Below are 20,136 nucleotides of genomic sequence, written 5' to 3' on the forward strand. Positions count from 1 at the left end.
CGCGGGGGTGGTTCAGCTGCCTGCGACGTCCACGCCCGCTTGGACGAGTCGAGCGCGCAGGTCGTCGACTCCCCGGTAGTGATGAGTGTGCATCGAGAGGGTTTGTGCTCCGACGAGCTTCGACGCCGAATCGTCGGTGAAGAAGACCTCGGCCGCCTTCACGTCGAGCGCGTCGAGCACGTGACGGAACGCCCGGGTGTCGGGCTTCGCGTATCCGATCTCGGCGGAGTTGAAGACCGCGTCGAACCGGGAGGCGATGCCGTGGGCCGCGATCTCGGCCGGGATCGTGTCCGTGCCGTTGGTGAGTACGGCGGTGCGGACTCCTGTCTCCCGGACGTCGTCGATCAGCTCCAGGACGCCGTCGTCGATCGCCGCGGGCTGCGCGCTCCACTCTTCGGCAGCAGCCGTCCCGACCCGCGCGCCGATACGGCGCACCCACTCGGCTCTCGTGATGCGGCCGGTCGTGACCTCGTCGATCAGCGGGCGGGCGAAGGCGATGCGCTCGATGTCTCCGGGGGCGAGATCGTAGCGGCGCTCGATCGTCGCCGTGTTCTCGGCGTCGAAGTGCCGGATCACGCCATCGAGGTCGAACAGGACGACACGGATCATCCGACCATCCTCGCTCAATCGCCGCGCTCGGCCGTCCACAGAGGAGACTGTGTCTGGAAACCGCCGGTCCAGGGGGAGGAGAACGATGGTGTCCGTGTTCCCGCGCTCCGTCTCGGTGGTCATCCCCGTGCGCGACGACGCCCGGCTGCTCGAGGTGTGTCTCGCCGCTCTCGCGCGGCAGACCCGGCACGCCGACGAGATCGTCATCGTCGACAACGGCAGCAGCGATGACACGGTCGACGTGGCCGAGAGGTTCGGCGCGCGGGTGGTGAGCGAGCCGATCCCGGGGATACCCCGAGCATCGGCGGCCGGTTATGACGCAGCCACGGGCGACATCATCGCGAGGCTCGACGCCGACTCCCGCCCCCACCCTGACTGGGTGGAGCGTATCGAGCGGACTTTCCGTGAGCGCCCGGACGTCGACTTCCTCACCGGCGACCCGCGCTTCTACGGATCGACGCCGCTCGTGCACTGGATGGGGGAGCACCTCTACATCGGCGGCATGTACGCGACCATGGCGCCCGTCCTCGGGCATGCGCCGCTCTACGGGTCGAACATGGCGATGCGCGCCGCGGTCTGGCGCACGCTGAGCGCCGAGGTGCACCGCGAGGAGACCAACATCCACGATGATTTCGATCTGTCGTTCCACGTGCGGCCGGAGATGACGGTGCTGCGGGACCGTGACCTCGTCGTCGAGGTGTCGGCCCGACCGTTCCAGGATTGGGCGTCGCTCCGGCGGCGGTTGAGCTACGTCGTGCCCACCGTGCGCCTGCATCTGTCGCCGGAGTCGTTGCGCCTTCGACGGCAGGCGCGTCGCGAGGTCGACCGATCGGGTGGATCGTCCGTCGGCCGGCGAAGCGGGCGGTGACGCGTGCGGCGAGTCAGTCGCGCGCGCGGGAGTACAGATCGAGCAGGTCGGCGGTGAGCTGATGCGGTGTCGTCTCGCTCGGGCTGTGCCCCGTCGCATACGCGCGGAACTCCGCGTCGATGTCGTGCGCGTACCGTTCATGCGCGGCCAGGGGCCACAGGTCGTGCGAGCCCGCGACGACGAGCTTGGGCACGGGCAGCGCCCGCACGCGGTCGCGCAGGTCGGGCGCGACCATCATGAGTCCCACGATCTCGTCGACACTGCGACGGCTCGTCAGGGCGAACCGTGAGCGCACGAACTCGAGTCGCCGCGGCGGGACGCGGTTCTTGTTCGTCACGATCCCCCAGATCATGAGTCCAGCGCCGCGCCGAGGACTCGCGATGGGCGCCAGCGGCCCCAGCCACTTCATGCTCGCGAACACGTTGCCGGAACCGGGGGGAGTGGTGAGCAGGGTGAGGGATCGGACGAGGTCAGGACGGCGGACGGCGACGACCTGGGCGATCGTGCCGGCGAAGGAGTACCCCAGCAGGTGCGCTCGAGTCCCTGCCTCGAGGAAGGCGATCAGATCGCCCGTGAACAGCTCATAGGTGTACCTCGCATTCGCACCGGCGGCGTGCGACTCGTACTGCCCCGCCAGGTCGAACGACTGCACGAAGTACCCCGCCTCCGCCAGCAGGGGGAGCATCAGGGCGAAGTCCTCCTTCGATCCCGTCGCTCCCGGCACCAGCACCACGCGCGGATTCGCGGGGTCGCCGAGGGAGATCACCGACAAGTCTCCGCTCGGTGCGGAGAACGTCGACCGCTGCGAGCCCGCAGGTGGCACCGTCCAATCGACGTCGCCGATGGCCGCGTCGAGGTCTGCCGGGGCACCGAGCGCCCGCCCACTCCTCGAATCCGTCGACACGCTCACAAGGTACTCCCCGGCGTGTTCGCGGGAGGTGCGCTCGCCGCAGCGTCGCATACGCCTTTAGTTGCACTTTGGCAACTAAAGGCGTATGGTTGACCTCGATCAACTTTCTACGCAGGAGCGTTACCCCGTGACACAGACCCCCATCCCCGCTTCCGAGACACGCTCGGCTCGCGAGGTCTTCACCGCGATCTCCGGCCTCGTCGTCGGCATGTTCGTCGCCGTGCTCTCCGGCACGGTCGTGTCGACCTCGATGCCCGTCATCATCGCCGACCTCGGCGGCACCCAGTCCCAGTACACCTGGGTCATCACCGCGAGCCTTCTCGCCACCGCCGTCTCGACCCCGATCTGGGGCAAGCTGGCCGACCTCGTTGACCGCAAGGTGCTCGTCCAGATCTCCCTCATCCTCTTCACGGTCGGAACCGTGATCGCCGGCTTCTCGACCGACACGAACATGCTCATCGCCGTTCGCGTCATCCAGGGCATCGGCGTGGGCGGCCTCATGTCGCTCGTGATGATCGCCGTCGCGCTCATCATCTCCCCGCGCGAGCGCGGCAAGTACATGGGCGTCGTCGGCGGCATCATGGCCCTCGGCACGATCGGCGGCCCGCTGCTCGGCGGACTCCTCACCGACGTGTGGGGCTGGCGCTCCAACTTCTTCGTCGGCGTGCCGTTCGCGATCCTCGCCCTCGTGCTGCTGCAGTTCACGCTGCACCTGCCGAAGCCGCAGCGTGACACCAAGGTGTCGATCGACTACTTCGGCATCGTGCTGCTCGCCGTCGGCGTCTCGACCCTGCTCATCTGGGTCTCCATGGGCGGCAACCAGTTCGACTGGGACTCCTCGACGAGCATCATGCTCATCGTCACCGCGGCGGTCGCGATCGCGGCGTTCATCACGGTCGAGTTCTTCGTCAAGGAACCGATCGTGCCGATGTCGCTGTTCCGCAACCGCACCTTCACCCTGTCGGTCATCGCCTCGATCGCGATCGGCGTCTCGATGTTCGCCACCTCGGTGTTCCTCGCGCAGTACTTCCAGCTCGCCCGCGGTGCCACGCCCACCGAGTCCGGCCTCATGACCATCCCGATGATCATCGGCCAGATGGGTGCGTCGATCATCATCGGACAGCTCGTCAGCCGTTTCGGCAAGTGGAAGGGCTGGATGCTCACGGGCTCGGTCCTCGCCACCATCGGCGTCAGCCTGATGGCCACCCTGCGCTACGACACGCCGTTCCCGCTCGTCGCCGTCTACATGTTCGTGCTCGGTGCCGGACTCGGCATGGTCATGCAGAACCTCACGCTGATCGTGCAGAACGACACTGCGCCGCAGCAGCTGGGCGCTGCGTCGTCGAACGTGAACTTCTTCCGCACGATCGCCGGCACGATCGGCGTCACCGTGATGGGGTCGCTGCTGTCCACGAGCGTCGCGAACTACATCACCGATGCGCTCGACGGTTTCGTGCCGACGACACCTGCCGAGATCGAGGCGCTCAAGCACCTCGCCTCCGGAGACGTGCCGAAGGTCGGCCAGCTGCCCGACACCATCCGCGCGATGGTCGAGGGTGCCTACGGGCACGGCATCGCGGATGCGTTCATCATCGCGATTCCGCTCGCCGTGATCGCCATCATCGCGATCGCGTTCATCAAGAACAAGCCGCTGTCGACGAAGAACGCCGCGGAGCAGATGCTCGAGCAGGCCGAGGAATCGGTGATCGAGGTCTCCGAGGCCGAGGTCGGCGCGTCACTCGCCACCGGATCCATCCGGATCGACGGCGCGGAGTCGGCGTCCCCCACCACCGGGTCGGTACGCGTGCTCGAGCGCGAAGATCGGGACCAGGAGCGCTGAGATGCTCGCCCCCGGAGCGGTGGAGTCGGCGGACGTCGACAGTGCGCTCGGTGACCTCCAGGCGCATCTGAACCTCATCTTCGCGAGGACCCGGTCGCTGTGGAGGGAGTCCGCGGCCCGGGTCCACCCGGAGTTGCAGGTGGCCGGCTACAAGCTGCTCACCTTCATCGACCGGGCGGGAACCGCGAATGCGCACGAGATCGCGGAGCGGTTCGAGATGGACAAGTCGGTCATCAGCCGGCAGGTGCGGATGCTGGAGGAGCTCGGGCTGCTCGAGTCCCGCCCTGATGAGCGGGATGGGCGCCTCCGGGTGCTGAGCGCGACCCCCGTGGCATGCACCGCGCTGGCCGAGGTCCGCCGCGAGTACGGCACCCGCCTTCAGGCCGTGATCGACGAGTTGACTCCCGAGGAGATCCGGGCGGCGTCCAAGGCCTTCCGGTTGCTCGCCGAAGTCTGAGGCGAAGTCTGAGCCGAGGCCCCGCTGTCACGATCGACAGCGGGGCTTCGCCGTACACTGGCGAGCATGAGCGCCTCTCCCGACGCCCCTGCCGATCGCCCTGCATCCGCCTCGACGACGGATCGGCTCGGCGACGAAGATCTCGATCAGGCCGTCACCAGGGTCGAGCAGGAGCTGGGCCGTCTGTTCGCGCGGATCCGCATCGGCTGGCGCGAGGCGGCGGCGACCGTCCACCCCGATCTGCAGCCCCTGGGCTATCAGGTCCTCACCTCCATCGCGACGGGCAAGGCGACCTCGGCTGGTGCGATCATCGAGCGCCTGCAGACCGACAAGTCCGCGGTGAGTCGTCAGGTGCGCCAGCTCGAACAGCTGGGACTCGTCGAGAGCGTGCCGGACCCGGACGACCGCAGGGCTCGCGTCCTCGTCGCGACCGATCTCGCCCAGGAGCGTGTGGCCCTCGCCCGCTCGCAGTATGAAGGACGCATCGGAGAGCGGCTGCGCAACTGGACCGCGGCCGACCTCGACCACTTCGCCGACCTGCTCGCCGGGCTCGGGGGCGGAGAGGCGCCTGTCGCGAGGTGAGGCGGCGGCGAGGTGAGACGGCCGGCGAGGTGAGATGCCGGAGGGAATACAGCGCTCCGCCCGTGCCTTGTCTCCCACTGTGACTCTCTACGAACCCGCCGTCTTCGGCGCCCTGCAGCTGTCCAACCGCGTCGTGATGGCGCCCCTCACGCGCACCCGCGCAGACGACGAGGGTGTGCCGACCGAGACCATGGCGCAGTACTACCGCCAGCGTGCGGGGCAGGGTCTGATCATCTCCGAAGGCACCTGGCCGGCTGCGGAGGGCAAGTCGTACCCTGGTCAGCCCGGCATCGTCACCCCGGCGCAGATCGACGGATGGAAGCAGATCGCCGACACCGTGCACGACGAGGGCGGAACCATCGTCATGCAGCTCATGCACGGGGGACGCGTGGGGCACCCCGCGATCTCGGGCGAGGCGCGCGTCGTGGCCCCGAGCGCGCTCGCCGCCCCCGGACAGACGCGCACGCCACAGGGCAAGGCCGATCTCCCGGTCGCGCATGCGCTCACCCTCGAGGAGATCCCCGTCGTCGTCGAGCAGTTCGCCCAGGCGGCGCGCAACGCGATCGCCGCGGGCTTCGACGGCGTCGAGGTGCACGGTGCGAACGGGTACCTCGTGCACGAGTTCCTGTCTCCGGTGTCGAACACGCGTGACGACGGCTACGGCGGATCACCCGCGAACCGGGCACGCTTCGCGATCGAGGTCACGGAGGCCGTCGCTGCGGCGATCGGAGCCGATCGCACCGGCATCCGCCTTTCGCCGCAGCACAACATCCAGGGTGTTCTGGAAGAGGACGCCGCAGACGTCAACGCGACCTACACCGCGGTCGCCGAAGGGCTCGCACCTCTCGGTCTCGCGTTCGTCGACGTGCTCCACGTAGACCCCGCCGGCGAGCTCGTGCAGCACATCCGCCGCACGGCCGGTGCGCCGCTGATCGTGAACACCGGCTTCGGGATCGACACGACCAGGGATGCCGCCGAGAGCCTCGTGGACGACGGGTGGGCGGATGCCGTCGGCGCCGGCCGTCCCGTGATCGCCAACCCCGACCTGGTGGAGCGCTGGACCCAGGGGGCCGAGCTCAACCCTCCGCGCCCCGAGCTGTTCTACGGTCGCACGGCCGAGGGGTACACCGACTACCCGTCGCTGGAGTCGGTGCGCGCCGGAGTCTGAGGCGGCGCGCTCGCCTCAGAGCACGATGTCCTTCGCCGTGTCGAGGGGCAGCCATCCCGTCTCACGGGCGCCCGGTCGCGCGAGCACGTCGGCCTCGGTCAGTGCGCCGAGGTCGACGCCGGTGAGGGCGGCGATGTCGATGATCGGCACCTGGAACGTGCGGAAGCCGCCGAGCGGCGGGACGGCTTTCTGCTCCTCGCGGGTGTCGACCAGGTCGGACTGATCGAGGACGAAGCCGGCTGCGGCGAGCCCATCCGGTCCTCGCCAGGCCGCCACCTTCCAGAACCGGAGCGGCACTCGGATGCCGCGGTAGGGAGGGTCGCTGTCCTCGAGCACCGGCGCGGTGAACACCGACACCCGCTGGTCGGTGCTCTCCGCATAGGCGAGCACGTGATCCTCCAGGCCGAGCCAGAGCTCCTTGGACTGGTTGAACCCGGCCGCCTGCGGAGCCGCGTTCGGGTAGAAGAAGGTCGCTTCGCTGGCCGCGCGGGCGGTGGCAGGCGGTCCCCAGCCCGGATCGCGTCGGCGCACGAGGTGTCCGCGGTCGAGATCGTTGCGGGCGTACACCTCGGGCCCGGTCTGCTCGTCGGGCCGCAGGCGTTCGTCCAGCCGCCAGTCGCCGGTGCGGGGGAGGCTCTGCAACGTGGCGCCGTCGATGTTCACGGCCGTGACCGCTGCCAGGCGCCGCTCAGGGTCGAGCAGCACCGTGAACCGGGGGTAAGGGAGTGTGCGCACGTCGTGCGCAGGGCGCGGGAGGGGGAGGGGCGTCCCGAGGAACTCCGCGTCGTAGCCGTCGCTCATGGTCCCATCGTGCACCGGGCCTCCGACGCGCACCCGTTCGATCTCGAAACAACGGGTCGAGTTTTGACATAGGTCAAACGATCCCCTACGGTCGAAGCATGGCTCAGGCACCGGATCGTGAAGAAGTCTCGGAGGCGATCGTGGGCTCGACCGCTGCGGAGATCTCCCAGAGCGTGCGCGACCTCGTCGAGCGCGGGGCCTATGCTCCGGGCGATCAGCTGCCGCCCGTGCGTTCCCTCGCGGCCCGCCTCGGCGTGAACCGGAACACGGTGCTGGCCGCCTATCGATCGCTGGTCACCGCGCGCATCGCCGCCACGGGCGGTCGCACCGGGACCACCGTGCTCGGGCCGGCGGAGAATCATGACGAGGGGTTCACCCCGGGCTCGGTGCTGCGCGACATCGGCAGCGGCAACCCCGATGCCGCGCGTCTTCCCGACCTCGCGGCCGCGTTCGCCACGGTCACCCCGGGGCACGTGCTCTACGGCGAATCGGTGATAGACCCCGACCTGGCCGAATGGGCGACCGACTGGATCGCCGCCGATCACCCGCGTCCGTTCCGGCTGTCGATCACCGCAGGAGCGGTGGACGCCGTCGAGCGTCTCCTCGCGCAGACGCTCGTGCAGGGCGACCGGGTCGGCCTCGAGGATCCGTGCTTCCTCTCCAGCATCCATACGGCGCGGCTCGCCGGATATGTGCCGGTCGCCATCCCGGTCGATCGCGAGGGCATGACCGTCGCGGGCCTGAGGGCTGCACTCGAGAGCGGTGCGCGCGCGATCGTCTGCACCCCTCGCGCGCACAACCCCACGGGCGTCGGCACCAGCGCGACCAGGGCTCTCGCGCTGCGCGAAGTCCTCGCCGACCATCCTCATGTCCTGGTCATCGAAGACGACCACTTCTCGCTGCTCGACCCCACGCCCTACGCCAGCATCATCGCGCCGACGCAGCAGCGATGGGCGCTGGTGCGTTCGGTGTCGAAGTTCCTGGGGCCGGACATGCGCCTGGCGGTCACGGCATCCGATCCGGTGACCGCGCGACGTCTCGCGTTGCGGCTCAGCCCCGGAACGATGTGGGTGAGTCATGTGATGCAGCGGCTTGCGGCAGCGATGCTGCGCGATGACGAGGTGCAGCGGTCGATCGTCGCAGCGGGCGAGCACTATGCCGGACGGAACGAGGCCTTCGTGTCGAAGCTCGATGCGCGCGGAGTCCAGGCGCAGGCGGACAGTGGCCTCAACGTGTGGGTCGATGTCCGCGACGATGCGACCAAGGTCGGTCGACGTCTCGCGTCGCGCGGGTGGCTCGTGCGGCCCGGCTCCGAGTTCGCCCTGGACACCGAGAGCGCGCAGGGCTCCACGTATCTCCGTCTGACCGTGCACGCCCTCGATGATGCCGAGGCTCAGCGACTCGTGGACGATCTCGTGGCTGTGGCCGGCGGGTCGCACTCGTCCGGAGCGGACGCATGATGGCCGGCCGGCCTCGGGGCGCCGAATCGCGCATCGGCCGCTCTTCGCGCCTGGAAGGTGTGCTGTACGACCTGCGTGGCCCGGTCGCCGACCGGGCGGCCGAGCTGGAGAAGCGCGGGGAGTCCATCCTCCGTCTCAACATCGGCAACCCGGCACCGTTCGGGTTCGATGCTCCTCCGGCCATCGTCGAGGCGCTCCGCTCAGCCCTGCCCCATGCGCACGGCTACTCCGAGTCCGCGGGGCTTCCGGAGACGCGCGAGGCGATCAGCGCGCACTATGCCCTCCGCCCGGGCTTCCCCGCGCTTGCCATCGATGACATCACCGTCGGCAACGGTGTCTCGGAACTCGTTGGCCTCACGCTGCAGGCGTTGCTCGAGCCCGGCGACGAGGTGCTGATCCCGAGTCCCGACTACCCGCTGTGGACGGCATCGACGGTGCTGGCCGGTGGGCGGGCGGTGCACTACCCGTGCATCGAAGCCGAGGGGTGGGCGCCGGACCTCGCGGCGATGGAGGCGTCGATCGGTCCTCGGACTGCGGCCATCGTCGTGATCAACGCGAACAACCCGACCGGCGCGGTGTACGGGCGACAGGTTCTCGAGCAGATCGCCGAGCTCGCGCGGCGGCATGGCCTGCTGCTGCTCTCCGACGAGATCTACGACCGCGTCGTCTACCCGGGGTTCGAGCACGTCTCAACTGCACAGGTCGCTCCTGACGTGCCCTGCGTCACCTTCGCGGGACTCTCGAAGACGCACCGGGTCGCGGGGTATCGCGCCGCGTGGATGACCGCGACCGGATTCCACTCCGACGATCCCTTCCTCTCCGGGGTGCGTCTGCTCGCCTCGATGCGCATGTGCGCCTCCGTTCCGGCGCAGCACGCGATCACCGCGGCGCTGACCCATGATGCCTCGCTCGACGAGCTGGTCGCGCAGGACGGACGGCTCACGCGGCAGCGGGATGCCGCACTCGACGCACTCGGCGGGATTGCCGGGTTGGACGTGCAGGTGGCGGGCGGGGGACTGTACCTGTTCCCCCGCCTCGACCCGGAGGTGCACGGCATCGTCGACGACGAGCGGCTGGTGCTGGACTTCCTCGACGCCGAGCGGATCCTCCTCGTGCATGGGCGGGCCTTCAATCTGCAGACTCCCGATCACCTCCGCATCGCCTTCCTCCCGGAGGCCGATGTGCTCACCGATGCACTCCGACGTCTCGGTGCCTTCCTGGACGGGTACTCACCGCCTCAGCGCTGAGCTCGTCCGACCCGGTGGAGTGACCGAGTGGCCAGGTCGCGGTCCGCAAGACCGTGCACGCAGGTTCGATTCCTGCCTCCACCTCTCAACGGCCCGGCGCCGGACGCACACCCTCAGGCGGCCAGCGTCAGCCACGTCCTCGGCGAGTGTCCGATGCGCTGGGCGAAGACCCGAGAAAAGGCGGAGGAGCTCGCGTAGCCGAGCTGCGCCGCGACCGCGCTCACCGACATGCCGCCACGCAGCTGCTCCTGTGCGATCGTGAGCCGCCACTCGGTGAGGTAGTCGCCGGGCGAGCGTCCGAGCACCTCCTTGAATCGCGCGGCGAACGCGCTGCGCGACATGTTCGCCGTGCGGGCGAGGGACTCCAGGCTCCACGCTTCCCCCGGTTCCTCGTGCATGGCGACGAGCGCGGGGGTGAGCCGCTCGTCGGCGAGGCCGGGGATGAGCCCCGGTGCGAGGTCGAGCTGCTCTGCGTGATCGAGCATCCATCGAAGCAGCTGGATGAGCACGACCTCGAACATGCGGTCCGCCACCAGCGGGCGTCCGCACCGCACATTGTCGACCTCAGAGAACATCAGGTCGAGTGCGGGGCCGAGAGTCTCGACCTCATCGAGGGGCAGCACGATCGACGATGGCAGTGTGCGGACCAGCGGGTGGGTCGCGCCGCCGTCGAAATCGAGAGTCGCGCAGGCGAAGTCGGACTCCTCGGTCGGCGCGTTCAGGAACGAGTGGTCGACCGGCCGCGGGAAGAACAGCAGGCTCGGCCGTGAGATGAGCGCGCGCTCGCTGCTGCCGTCGGCCCGACGATGCGTCACCTCCATCTCGCCTCGTCGCAGCACGTGCAGGAAACCGTGTCCACCGCTCGCCGGGAACACCGTCGTGCCGCACAGCGGCCCGTTGTGGAACAGCCGCGTGCGCACGCGGAACCGCTCGAGGAGGGGAGAGAGGCGATCGATATCGGACACGCTCCCAGTATCCAGGACGATATGTCATGAAAGCAAGACGTTATGGTGCGCATCGTCCGGTCGCTGTCGAAAGACTGGAGTCGGCTCGGATCCGGGCCGACTCGACAACCGAAGGAGCATCCCGTGCCCAACGTCCCTCTCATCGACCGCGACAACGCCACCGGAAACGTCAAGGAACAGCTTGATCAGATCGCCGGCGCCTTCGGGGCCGTGCCCGCGATGTTCCGCGCCGTCGCCAACTCTCCCGCGGCTCTCACCAGCATGTGGGGGGCGTTCGGCGCCTTCGGCGGCGGCTCGCTCGGTCCGGCCATCGGCGAGCAGATCGCCGTGGCCGTCGCCGACCGGAACTCCTGCCAGTACTGCCTCGCCGCGCACACCGCCCTCGGCAAGAAGGCGGGCCTCAGCCGTGAGGCCCTCACCGCCGCGCAGAGCGGCGAGTCCGACGACCCGCGCACCGCGGCGCTGCTCGCGTTCGCGCTCAAGCTGGTGGAGGAGCGCGGTCAGGTGTCGTCGGCGGATGTCGACGCGGTGCGCGCGCAGGGGTGGACCGACGAGCAGATCGTCGAGACGATCGCCCAGGTCGCGCTGAACCTGTTCACGAACTACGTGAACATCGCCCTCGACGTCCCGATCGACTTCCCGAGCGTGGCTCTTCGTCGCGCGAGCTGAGCGCTGTCGCAGAAGAAGGGGCCGGGTCCGCAGGGACCCGGCCCCTTCGTCGTCGCGGTCAGGCGGTGGGAGCGGGCAGTTCGACGGAATCCAACCATGTCGCGATGGCGGAACGGGCTGCCCTCTCGAGTTCCGGTCCGTAGGCCCTGGCGTCCTCGCGGATGATGCGCGGGTCGATGCCGTTGTGATGCAGCTCGTGCGCGTGGCCGATCAGCCAGCTCCCGATCGCGCGGTGGTCGGCCTCGAGGTGGAACTGCAGGGCGAGCACGGTGCCCGTGCTGAACGCCTGGTTCGGGAACCCGGGGGTGGACGCCAGCCGGCGAGATCCGGCCGGGATCGTGAACGCGTCTCCGTGCCAGTGCAGCACGGGCATGCCGTCGAGTGCGCGCAGCGGTGAATCGAGGCCGTCCTCGGTCAGATCGAGCGGTGCGTAGCCGATCTCGACCTGACCGGTCGCGTGCACCTGCGCCCCCAGCGCCTCGGCGATCAGCTGTGCTCCGAGGCATACCCCCAGCAGCGGCCTGCCGGAGCGGAGCCGATGGGCGACGGCCTCCTTCGAGGCGTGCAGGAGCGGATACCCATCGGCGTCGTGCACGCCGATCGGGCCGCCCAGCACGATCATCAGATCGGCATCGTCCACGCGTTCGATGTCGATGGCCTCGGTGCCGAGGTCGACGTACTCCACGCGAAAGCCGCGTTCGCGCAGGAGTGGCCCGAGGATGCCGAGGTCTTCGAAGTGCACGTGGCGGAACGCGAGCGCCGTGCGCTCGCGCGGCTCGGGAATCGTCATGCGGACAGCCTTTCTGCGACGTACTCGGTCAGCTCGGTGAGACGGTGCGAGTATCCCCACTCGTCGTCGTACCAGGCGGAGATCTTCACCTGCGAGCCGATCACGCGGATCAGACCGGCGTCGAGGATCGAGGAATGCGGATCGATCACGGTGCCGGCGACCGCGATCTCATCGTCGGCGCAGCGCAGGATCCCCTTGAGCGGGCCCTCCGCGGCCGTCTCGTAGGCGGTCCTGACCTCATCGGCGGTGACCGGTCGGGACGCCGTGACCGTGAGATGCGTGATCGAACCGCTGATGGCCGGCACCTGCAGAGTGTGGCTGTCGAGTCGGCCGTCGTCGAGCTCGGGCAGGACGCGACCGATCGCGGACGCGGCTCCTCCACTGCGCGGCGTGATCTTTCCGCCCTTCGCCTCCTTCCCCATCGCGGACCGCGGGTCCGCGTGGGGGGCGTCCTGCACCTGGAGGTCGGATGACTCGGCACGGATGGTCGTCATCAGTCCGGAGTCGATGCCGAACGCCTCGTGGAAGACCTTGGCGACCGGGGCCAGGCAATTGGTCGTGCAGGACGCGCTGGAGATGACGTGGTGTCGGGCCGGGTCGTAGGTGTGCTCGTTGACGCCGAGCATGATGGTGCCGTCGTCGTCCGGAGTCGGAACCGTCGTGATCACCTTCTTCGCGCCGGCCGTCAGGTGCGTGCGTGCGTCGTCGGCCCCCGCAACGGACGCCGTCGCCTCGATGACGATGTCGACTCCGAGCTCACGCCAGGGCAGCCGCAACGGATCGCGCTCGGAGAGCATGCGGACCGCGTGTCCGTTGAGGAAGAGGTGGTCGTCGTCGTACCGCACGCCGCGCGTCGACGGCCCACTGCTGCCGTCGCTGCGCAGGAGATCCGCGATGGCGCGTGGCCCCCGCGGGTCGTTCACGGCGACGAGGTCGAGCTCCGATCGACGCGCGAGCAGAAGTCGGAGCTGATTGCGGCCGATTCGGCCCAGTCCGTTGATGGCGATTCTCTTAGGCATTCGTGTCCCCTCCGCGGCGCGGTCCCCCCGTGCCGGTGCTAGCTTTGACCTATGCCAAAATTATCACACGTGCGCAGCGGGGATTCCTGGGAGTTCGGACCGGCCGGACTGCTGTTCGACTGCGATGGCGTCCTCGTGGACTCGGTCCTGGCCGCAGCGCCCGCCTGGGATGCCTGGGCCCGCCGGCATGCTCCCTCCTTCGACTTCCTGCGCGATGCGCCGCACGGCATGCGGCCGAGCGAGGTCGTGGCCGGCCTGGTGGGGCGGGAGGCCGCGGAAGAGGCCACGGCGGAACTGGTCGCGCTGGAGGTCGAGGCGGCCGTGCACACCCGGGAGGTCGGAGGAGCGTCGCGGCTGGTGGGTGCGCTTCCGCGCGACCGCTGGGCGGTGGTGACGAGCAGCAACCGCGCCGTGGCTCTGGCGCGGTTGCGCAGCTCCGGTATCGCGCTTCCACCGGCGTTGGTCGCGGCGGAAGACGTTCCCCGGGGGAAGCCGGAACCCGACCCCTATCTTCTCGGCGCCTACCTGCTGGCGCGCCGCGCTGAGGACTGCATCGTGTTCGAGGACTCCGTGCCGGGGATCCGCTCGGCGCGCGCGGCGGGTGCCGGGTTCGTCGTCGGGGTCGGAGCGGCGTCGTCGGGAGGCGACCCCGACCTGGTCGTGCCCGACCTCCACCGCGTGTGCTGGCGGGAGGGCGCACTCGTCATCGACGCGACGGGTGCACCCGGCTGAGTCGTCAGGCGAGTGTCGCCAGTGCTCGGTCGATCACGTCCATCGCGACCTCGATCTGATCGTCGGTGGTCGTGAGAGTCGGCAGGAATCGGATGACGTTCGCGTCGCTGCCGGCCGTCAGCAGCAGGATGCCGTGCTGGGCCGCGTAGGCCGCGATCGCGGAGGCGGCTCCCGCGGCGGGGCGCGAGGTGGCGGGATCGGTGAGTTCGAAGGCGTACATGGCGCCGATCCCGCGCACATCTCCGATCAAGGGGTGGTGCGAGGCGAGGGTGGTGAGGTGCTGCCGGAGGCTGCCTCCGATGCGCAGGGCTTCCGCGAAGAAGGGGCCGTGCTCGAGCTCATCGAACACGGCCAGGGCCGCGGCGATGGAGACGGGGTTGCCGCCGAAGGTTCCGCCGAGGCCGCCGGGGTCGGGGGCGTCCATGATGTCGGCGCGTCCGGTGACGCCAGCGAGTGGGAGTCCTGCTGCGATGCCCTTGGCCGTGAGGACGAGGTCGGGGACGACGTCGAAGTGCTCGCTCGCGAACCACGTCCCCGTGCGTCCGAGCCCGGTCTGGATCTCGTCCGCGATGAACACCACACCGTTGCGCGTGCACCAGTCCTGCAGTGCGGGCAGATAGCCGTCGGCGGGGACCACGAACCCGCCCTCGCCCTGGATCGGCTCTGCGATGACGGCGGCCAGGTCGGAGGTGCCGATGCGCTGCTCGAGGTGGGCGATCGTGCGCTCCGCCGCCTGCTCCCCGGAGAGGCCGTCCCGGTACGGGTAGGAGTTGGGCACGCGGTGGATGTCGGACGAGAAGGGGCCGAACCCGGTGCCGTACGCGGCCTTGTGGTTCATGGCGAGAGTGAGGTTGGTGCGTCCGTGGAAGGCATGGTCGAGGGCGGCGACCGCGCGCCTGCCGGTGTGCCGTCGAGCGATCTTGACCGCGTTCTCGACGGCCTCCGCGCCCGAGTTCACGAACACCGAGCGCTTCTCGTGATCGCCGGGGGTCTTCTCGGAGAGGCGCTCGGCCAGCCTGACGTACCCCTCGTACGGCGTGACGGTGAAGAGCGTGTGCGTCACCTGCTCGAGCTGCGCGGCGGCGGCCGCGACGGCGGCGGGATTCCCGTGTCCGATCGTGGTGACGCCGATGCCGCTGCCGAGGTCGAGGAGGCGATTGCCGTCCACGTCGGTGACCCAGGGGCCGTCCGCGTGCGCGATGTACACCGGCAGCACGCTGCCGACTCCTCGGGCGACGGTCTGCCTGCGTCGCTCGTGGAGGGCTCGACTGCGCGGTCCCGGCACATCGGTCAGCAGCAACGGGGCGGAGGAGTGATCGGGAAGCACGCGGGGCGCGGACATGGGGGCTCCTTCGGTGAGCGGCGGTGAGCGGCGGACATCGCCGACGAAACGGCCTAAGACTATGTTAGTGTTTGACCTATGTCAAAGTTGGATGCACCGATCGGCGCCGACGAGCGCTACCCCACGGCGGTCACCGTCGACGACTTCCGGCATAACCTCGCGAGCGTCGAATCGCGCATCGCCGAGGCAGCGCGGCGGGCGGGGCGCGATCCGCGTGAGGTGACCCTGCTCCCGGTGAGCAAGACGGTCCCGACCGAGCGCGTCCGCGTCGCGATCCGCTCGGGCATGCGGCTGCTGGGCGAGAACAAGGTGCAGGAGGCAGTGCGCAAGAACGGGGAGACCGCCGACCTCGATGTGTCGTGGTCGATCATCGGGCACCTGCAGACCAACAAGGCCAGAGATGTGGCCGCGTTCGCCACCGAGTTCCAGGCTCTCGATCGGTTGCGGGTGGCCGAGGCGCTCGACCGACGTCTGCAGGCCGCCGGCCGCAGCCTCGACGTCTTCGTGCAGGTGAACACCTCGGCCGAGGATTCCAAGTTCGGGATGCCACCGGAGGAGCTTCCCGCGTTCCTGGAGGCACTGCCCTCCTATGGGACGCTCCGCGTGCGGGGACTGATGACCCTCGCCATCCTCACCCCGGACGACGCCAGGGTGCGCGAGTGCTTCTCGCTGCTGCGCACGCTGCGGGACCAGGCCAGACAAGACGCGCCCGACCTCATCGGGGCGGGCGAGCTGTCGATGGGGATGTCCGGGGACTACGAGATCGCCGTCGAGGAGGGCGCCACGTGCGTGCGCGTCGGACAGGCGATCTTCGGTGCCCGCGCGCTGCCAGACAGTCACTACTGGCCGGAAGGCTGACGACACGTGCTGCGGACCGTTCGCGCCTACCTCGAACTGACCAAACCCCGCATCCTGGAACTCCTCCTCGTCACCACGATCCCCGTCATGGTGTTCGCCGCCGACGGACGGCCCGACATCGCTCTCCTGGGCGCGGTGCTCGTGGGCGGGGCACTGAGTGCCGGTTCCGCCGGGGCGTTCAACATGTACTTCGAGCGCGAGAGCGATGCGGTCATGGAGCGCACGGCCCGGCGCCCCCTGGTCACGGGCGTCGTGTCCGCGCGCGCCGGTCTGATCTTCGCGACCGTGCTCGGAATCTCCTCCGTGGGGTCGATGCTCACCTTCGTCGGCACCCTGCCCGCCGCGTTGTCCACCGCCGGCCTCGTGCTGTACGTGGTCTTCTACACCCTGCTGCTGAAGCGTCGCACCGAGCAGAACATCGTCTGGGGCGGGGTCGCTGGGTGCATGCCCGTGCTCGTCGGCTGGACCGCGGTGCGCGGCGCTCTCGAATGGCCGGCGGTGATCCTGTTCCTGGTGGTGTTCTTCTGGACGCCTGCGCACTACTGGCCGCTCTCGATCCGTTACCGAGACGACTACCGCCGGGCCGGCGTCCCCATGCTCGGTGCCACGCGCCCGCCGTCGTTCGTCGCCATCAGGGTGATCGGCTTCGCGGTGGTGACGGTCGTGTGCTCGCTCATCCTGCCCTTCGTCGCGGAGGTGAGCCTGCTGTACTGGACGGTGGCTCTGGGGCGGGCGCGGGGTTCGTGGTGTCCGCGTCGCTGATGCGGTCACGGGCTCGGCGGGGTGGCGAGCTGCGCCCGATGCTCGTCTTCCGGGCGTCGATCGTCTACCTCGCCGCACTGTTCCTCGCGGTGGGCGTCGATCCTCTGCTGACGCCCTGAGTGCGCGGCGCCTTCAGTCCTCGGTGCGGAAGCCTGCGGGCTTGTGTGTGCCGTCGCAGAAGGGCTTGAGGGCCGACAGTCCGCAGCGGCACAGCGCGACGGTGCGGCGGTGGGAGGGGATCGGCGTGCCGTCGGCGGCGTGCAGCTCGACGGCACCGCGGACGAGCAGCGGACCGTCCGGGTACGGAGTGATCGTCGCCGGTTCGTGGTCCGCGCTCATGATGACGCCCTCGTGCGCAGCGAAGAGGAATCCGCCGACCAGGCCTCCAGGATGTGTGCGCCTCCCCATCCGTCCACCGTCAAGCAGGCGGCTGCACCGAACATGATGTCTGGCAGCAGCTCCGGGTGGTCCTCGGCGAGGCTGCCTGCGAGGTCTCGGGCGGCGATCTGCTCATGCACGGCGTCGGCCTCGACGTGCTCGTCGAAGTACGCCGTGACGTCGGTGGGGAAGTCCAGGCGGCGCAGACCGTCGGCATACAGGCGGCAGGGGATGGACGAGGTCATCTCGTAGGCTGCCAGATGACCGACGATCGATCCGACGAGCCGACGGTTGAGTCCGAACATCGACATCATGTTGAGCGACGCGAGGGTGACGGCGGGGAGATCGTCGACGTACGCGCCGTAGGTGTCATCCAGGCCGGCTGCGCGCATGGCGCGCGCGAAGAGGGCGGCGTGCACGCGGTGCGGTCGGCCGCCGCCGTACTCGTCGGACTGGATCTCGACCAGAGCCGCCTTGGCCCGTCCGTCGAGTCGGGGAATCGCCCAGGAGTGCGGGTCCGCCTCGCGGAGCGTGTACGCCGAGCGCTGGATGAGCATCTCCCGCGCCTGGGACTTCGTGGCCTTCTTCACGAAGTAACGAGAGAGGCTCGGGCCGGTGTCCGCTTCGGCGAGTGCGAAGAGCGCCCGCCCGACGGCGTCCACGGTCGGCTCCGGCAGCTCCGGCATCGGGATTCTCGCGCGCAGTTCCCGCTCGAACGCCGACTCGAGCGTGCGGCGGGTCGCGAGGAGCGCCGGGTCCCACTCGAGCTCGGGATCGAGTGCCGACAGTGATCCGTAGGCGGATGCGTAGAGCACGAAGAGGGCGAGCTGGATGTCGTCGTCACGGGAGACGTCAGCGCAGGCCGCTGCGGCTTCGTCGGCGAGAGCGGCGTGGTCGGCGTGACGATCGACTCCGGTGAGATGCGAGATGACGGCGCGGCTCACCGGGCCGCGGTCGTGGAAGGGGAGTCTCGGTGCGGACGCCCGGGGTGATGCCGGTACAGTCGCCGTGGCGGAAGAGGTCATGTGTCGTGCTCCTGATCGATGCGGACCCTCGTATCCTGCGGGCTCGGATGAGATCGGGCCAGGGACTTGACGAGCGCGCATCGACCGGGCAAGCGGGGCAGGCATGGAAGCCCGCGCGGATGCACGGAGCCGGCTACCGGCAGGACTCGAATGCGTAGCCGTCGTCGTCGGGGGTGACGAGGTCGCGGTCCCGCAGCACCATCGATGCCGGCGAGGCGTCGTCCGTGCACATCTCGGCGAAGGGCCGCGGAAGCTCATCGGTGTACTCGATGTCGATCACGCGCTCGCCGTAGACATCGGTGTACGCCGCGCACTCCTCGTACGCCGCGCACTCCTCGGTCACCGCGAAGTCGAAGCCGGCGTGCTCCTGCAGCGCGGGGGCATCCTCGGCGGCGTTCTTCTGTCCCGCTGCCAGCCCCACATCGTGCGCCGCCTCGACGAGGAGTGCGGCCAGCGCGAGGTTGTCATCGAGCGAGAGGGCTCCCTTCGACCGCGAGTACGAGTCGAGGTTGTCGAACTCGACGGCATCGAACCCGTCATCCGCGCAGTGCTCGATCCAGGGGATCACGGTGTCGGCGATCTGCTCCCGGCGCTGCGCGGTCGACGTGTCGAGCAGCGCCTCGTCGGGCCAGTCCGGGTCGAAGACGACATGTCCGTCGCGCTGCAGCAGCAGATCATCGGGCCAGGTGTCGAGTTCTCCCGGTTGTGTCTGGAATCCGTTGACGTAGCAGACCGAGTACACACCGGCCGCGGGCTCCGCGGTGCGGTCGCGCCCGACCACGCCGACGCCGGAGGACGGATCGTAGGCCCCGCCGAGCTGATAGTCCGGCGTGGCGCCGGAGGGAGGAAGGGCGACGGAGGACGGCGGGTCCGCGGGCGCCGCGCACCCGCCGAGAGTGAGGAGGAGGGCGACGCCGGCCGCTGGCCAGGCACTCCGGAGCAACCGATTCAGCGTGCCGCTCCGTACAGCTCCGCGATCTCCTTCGACCCCATGCCCTGCGCATAGGTCGGATGCTGGGGCCATCCCTCCGGAACGTCCTGCCATTGCTCCTGTCGACCGTAGGGGAGCAGATCGACAAGACCCTGCAGGTAGCTCAGCCGCTCCGTGCCGCGGCCGTCGGTGTGCCAGGTGCGGTACACGGTGTCGCCGTCGCGCAGGAACACGTTCACGCCGAACCCCGCGTTCGGCGGGGCGTCCACATCGGCCCCGAACGTGCTGTCGGCGCTCGAGTACCACTGCATGCGGTTGCCCACGCGTTCGCGGTAGGCCAGGGCTTCCTCGATCGGACCGTTCGTCACGATCACGAAGCGCGCGTCGTAGTAGCGCTCGAGCACGTCGAGCCGCGTGAACTGCGAGGTGAAGCCGGTGCAGCCGGGACACTGCCATTCGCTGCCGTCCGACCACATGTGGTTGTAGACGATCAGCTGGGATCGTCCGTCGAAGATATCGGCCAGGCGTACCGGACCCTCGGCGCCGACCAGCGTGTAGTCGGGCAGCTCGACCATGGGCAGGCGTCGTCGTTGCGCGGCGATCGCGTCGAGCTCCCTGGTCGCGGCCTTCTCGCGCACGCGCAACTCGTCGAGCTCACGGCGCCAGGTCTCGGCGTCGACGACAGGGGGAAGGGGCTGTGCTGTGCTCACGGTGACCTCCGGA

Annotated in this window: 21 protein-coding genes, 1 tRNA gene and 1 pseudogene; 12 read left to right on the forward strand and 11 right to left on the reverse strand. The window is 69.3% G+C overall.

Translation table 11 applies throughout. The annotated features are described in order from the left end of the window. Window positions 1-12: 12 nt before the first annotated feature. Window positions 13-609, reverse strand: a complete 597-nt coding sequence (locus tag ILP86_RS02860; RefSeq protein ID WP_193761319.1) for an HAD family phosphatase — start codon at window positions 607-609, stop codon at window positions 13-15. An 85-nt stretch (window positions 610-694) separates the two neighbouring features. On the opposite strand from ILP86_RS02860, the gene ILP86_RS02865 reads away from it, so the two are divergent. Then, on the forward strand, window positions 695-1,477 hold the full coding sequence (locus ILP86_RS02865) for a glycosyltransferase family 2 protein (protein WP_193761320.1): 783 nt from the start codon (window positions 695-697) through the stop codon (window positions 1,475-1,477). A gap of 13 nt (window positions 1,478-1,490) precedes the next feature. Here the strand turns inward: ILP86_RS02865 and ILP86_RS02870 are convergent, their stop codons facing one another. Beyond that, window positions 1,491-2,381, reverse strand: coding sequence for an alpha/beta fold hydrolase (locus tag ILP86_RS02870; RefSeq protein WP_231728730.1), 891 nt, complete (start codon window positions 2,379-2,381; stop codon window positions 1,491-1,493). Between the two features lie 91 nt (window positions 2,382-2,472). Between ILP86_RS02870 and ILP86_RS02875 the strand changes: the two genes are divergently transcribed. From ILP86_RS02875 to ILP86_RS02890, 4 genes are all read left to right on the forward strand, one after another. After that, window positions 2,473-4,227, forward strand: a complete 1,755-nt coding sequence (locus tag ILP86_RS02875) for an MDR family MFS transporter (RefSeq protein ID WP_218867287.1) — start codon at window positions 2,473-2,475, stop codon at window positions 4,225-4,227. Between the two features lies 1 nt (window position 4,228). Continuing rightward, window positions 4,229-4,684, forward strand: a complete 456-nt coding sequence (locus ILP86_RS02880; protein WP_046747651.1) for a MarR family winged helix-turn-helix transcriptional regulator — start codon at window positions 4,229-4,231, stop codon at window positions 4,682-4,684. A gap of 66 nt (window positions 4,685-4,750) precedes the next feature. Next, window positions 4,751-5,266 carry a MarR family winged helix-turn-helix transcriptional regulator gene (locus tag ILP86_RS02885; RefSeq protein ID WP_058630691.1) on the forward strand — a complete coding sequence of 172 codons (516 nt, stop codon included), beginning with the start codon at window positions 4,751-4,753 and terminating at the stop codon, window positions 5,264-5,266. Window positions 5,267-5,345: 79 nt separating this feature from the next. After that, the gene (locus tag ILP86_RS02890; protein ID WP_308431872.1) at window positions 5,346-6,434 is read left to right on the forward strand and encodes an alkene reductase; all 1,089 of its coding nucleotides are present in this window, start codon (window positions 5,346-5,348) and stop codon (window positions 6,432-6,434) included. Window positions 6,435-6,449: 15 nt separating this feature from the next. Here ILP86_RS02890 and ILP86_RS02895 read toward each other — a convergent pair whose 3' ends face one another. Further along, window positions 6,450-7,235: a DNA/RNA non-specific endonuclease gene (locus ILP86_RS02895; RefSeq protein WP_141368561.1), complete on the reverse strand. Its 786-nt coding sequence runs from the start codon at window positions 7,233-7,235 to the stop codon at window positions 6,450-6,452. 98 nt (window positions 7,236-7,333) lie between these two features. Here ILP86_RS02895 and ILP86_RS02900 point away from each other — a divergent pair, with 98 nt between their 5' ends. The 3 genes from ILP86_RS02900 (at window position 7,334) to ILP86_RS02910 (ending at window position 10,026) form a co-directional block, all read left to right on the forward strand. Further along, the gene (locus ILP86_RS02900) at window positions 7,334-8,695 is read left to right on the forward strand and encodes an aminotransferase class I/II-fold pyridoxal phosphate-dependent enzyme (protein WP_193761323.1); all 1,362 of its coding nucleotides are present in this window, start codon (window positions 7,334-7,336) and stop codon (window positions 8,693-8,695) included. Further along, window positions 8,692-9,942, forward strand: a complete 1,251-nt coding sequence (locus tag ILP86_RS02905) for an aminotransferase class I/II-fold pyridoxal phosphate-dependent enzyme (RefSeq protein WP_227750899.1) — start codon at window positions 8,692-8,694, stop codon at window positions 9,940-9,942. The genes ILP86_RS02900 and ILP86_RS02905 overlap by 4 nt, the downstream gene beginning before the upstream one ends. A gap of 13 nt (window positions 9,943-9,955) precedes the next feature. Continuing rightward, a tRNA-Cys gene (locus ILP86_RS02910) sits at window positions 9,956-10,026 on the forward strand. A 29-nt stretch (window positions 10,027-10,055) separates the two neighbouring features. On the opposite strand, the gene ILP86_RS02915 is transcribed toward ILP86_RS02910, so the two are convergent. After that, window positions 10,056-10,907 carry an AraC family transcriptional regulator gene (locus ILP86_RS02915; RefSeq protein WP_193761324.1) on the reverse strand — a complete coding sequence of 284 codons (852 nt, stop codon included), beginning with the start codon at window positions 10,905-10,907 and terminating at the stop codon, window positions 10,056-10,058. 123 nt (window positions 10,908-11,030) lie between these two features. Here ILP86_RS02915 and ILP86_RS02920 point away from each other — a divergent pair, with 123 nt between their 5' ends. Further along, on the forward strand, window positions 11,031-11,576 hold the full coding sequence (locus ILP86_RS02920; RefSeq protein WP_046747658.1) for a carboxymuconolactone decarboxylase family protein: 546 nt from the start codon (window positions 11,031-11,033) through the stop codon (window positions 11,574-11,576). A gap of 58 nt (window positions 11,577-11,634) precedes the next feature. On the opposite strand, the gene ILP86_RS02925 is transcribed toward ILP86_RS02920, so the two are convergent. Next, window positions 11,635-12,366 (reverse strand): glutamine amidotransferase, encoded by a 732-nt coding sequence (locus ILP86_RS02925; protein WP_193761325.1) that lies wholly within the window; start codon window positions 12,364-12,366, stop codon window positions 11,635-11,637. After that, the gene (locus ILP86_RS02930; protein WP_193761326.1) at window positions 12,363-13,385 is read right to left on the reverse strand and encodes a type I glyceraldehyde-3-phosphate dehydrogenase; all 1,023 of its coding nucleotides are present in this window, start codon (window positions 13,383-13,385) and stop codon (window positions 12,363-12,365) included. Before ILP86_RS02930 ends, ILP86_RS02925 begins: the two co-directional genes overlap by 4 nt. A 51-nt stretch (window positions 13,386-13,436) precedes the next feature. Between ILP86_RS02930 and ILP86_RS02935 the strand changes: the two genes are divergently transcribed. Further along, on the forward strand, window positions 13,437-14,117 hold the full coding sequence (locus ILP86_RS02935) for an HAD-IA family hydrolase (protein WP_193761327.1): 681 nt from the start codon (window positions 13,437-13,439) through the stop codon (window positions 14,115-14,117). A 4-nt stretch (window positions 14,118-14,121) separates the two neighbouring features. Here ILP86_RS02935 and gabT read toward each other — a convergent pair whose 3' ends face one another. Next, the gene (gene gabT, locus ILP86_RS02940) at window positions 14,122-15,459 is read right to left on the reverse strand and encodes a 4-aminobutyrate--2-oxoglutarate transaminase (protein ID WP_193761328.1); all 1,338 of its coding nucleotides are present in this window, start codon (window positions 15,457-15,459) and stop codon (window positions 14,122-14,124) included. Between the two features lie 78 nt (window positions 15,460-15,537). Here gabT and ILP86_RS02945 point away from each other — a divergent pair, with 78 nt between their 5' ends. Next, window positions 15,538-16,317 (forward strand): YggS family pyridoxal phosphate-dependent enzyme, encoded by a 780-nt coding sequence (locus ILP86_RS02945; RefSeq protein ID WP_193761329.1) that lies wholly within the window; start codon window positions 15,538-15,540, stop codon window positions 16,315-16,317. A 6-nt stretch (window positions 16,318-16,323) separates the two neighbouring features. Further along, window positions 16,324-17,198 (forward strand): annotated as a pseudogene (locus ILP86_RS02950) (heme o synthase). A gap of 13 nt (window positions 17,199-17,211) precedes the next feature. Here the strand turns inward: ILP86_RS02950 and ILP86_RS02955 are convergent. The 4 genes from ILP86_RS02955 to ILP86_RS02970 form a co-directional block, all read right to left on the reverse strand. Next, window positions 17,212-17,418: a CDGSH iron-sulfur domain-containing protein gene (locus ILP86_RS02955; protein WP_061015425.1), complete on the reverse strand. Its 207-nt coding sequence runs from the start codon at window positions 17,416-17,418 to the stop codon at window positions 17,212-17,214. Beyond that, window positions 17,415-18,482, reverse strand: a complete 1,068-nt coding sequence (locus ILP86_RS02960; protein ID WP_193761330.1) for an iron-containing redox enzyme family protein — start codon at window positions 18,480-18,482, stop codon at window positions 17,415-17,417. The genes ILP86_RS02955 and ILP86_RS02960 overlap by 4 nt, the downstream gene beginning before the upstream one ends. 133 nt (window positions 18,483-18,615) lie before the next feature. After that, the gene (locus ILP86_RS02965; RefSeq protein WP_227750900.1) at window positions 18,616-19,425 is read right to left on the reverse strand and encodes an endo alpha-1,4 polygalactosaminidase; all 810 of its coding nucleotides are present in this window, start codon (window positions 19,423-19,425) and stop codon (window positions 18,616-18,618) included. A 5-nt stretch (window positions 19,426-19,430) separates the two neighbouring features. Beyond that, window positions 19,431-20,123 (reverse strand): DUF899 family protein, encoded by a 693-nt coding sequence (locus ILP86_RS02970; RefSeq protein WP_061015427.1) that lies wholly within the window; start codon window positions 20,121-20,123, stop codon window positions 19,431-19,433. Window positions 20,124-20,136: the final 13 nt, after the last annotated feature.

It is taken from the genome of Microbacterium sp. R1 (genome assembly GCF_015159725.1).
Lineage (GTDB): Bacteria > Actinomycetota > Actinomycetes > Actinomycetales > Microbacteriaceae > Microbacterium > Microbacterium oxydans.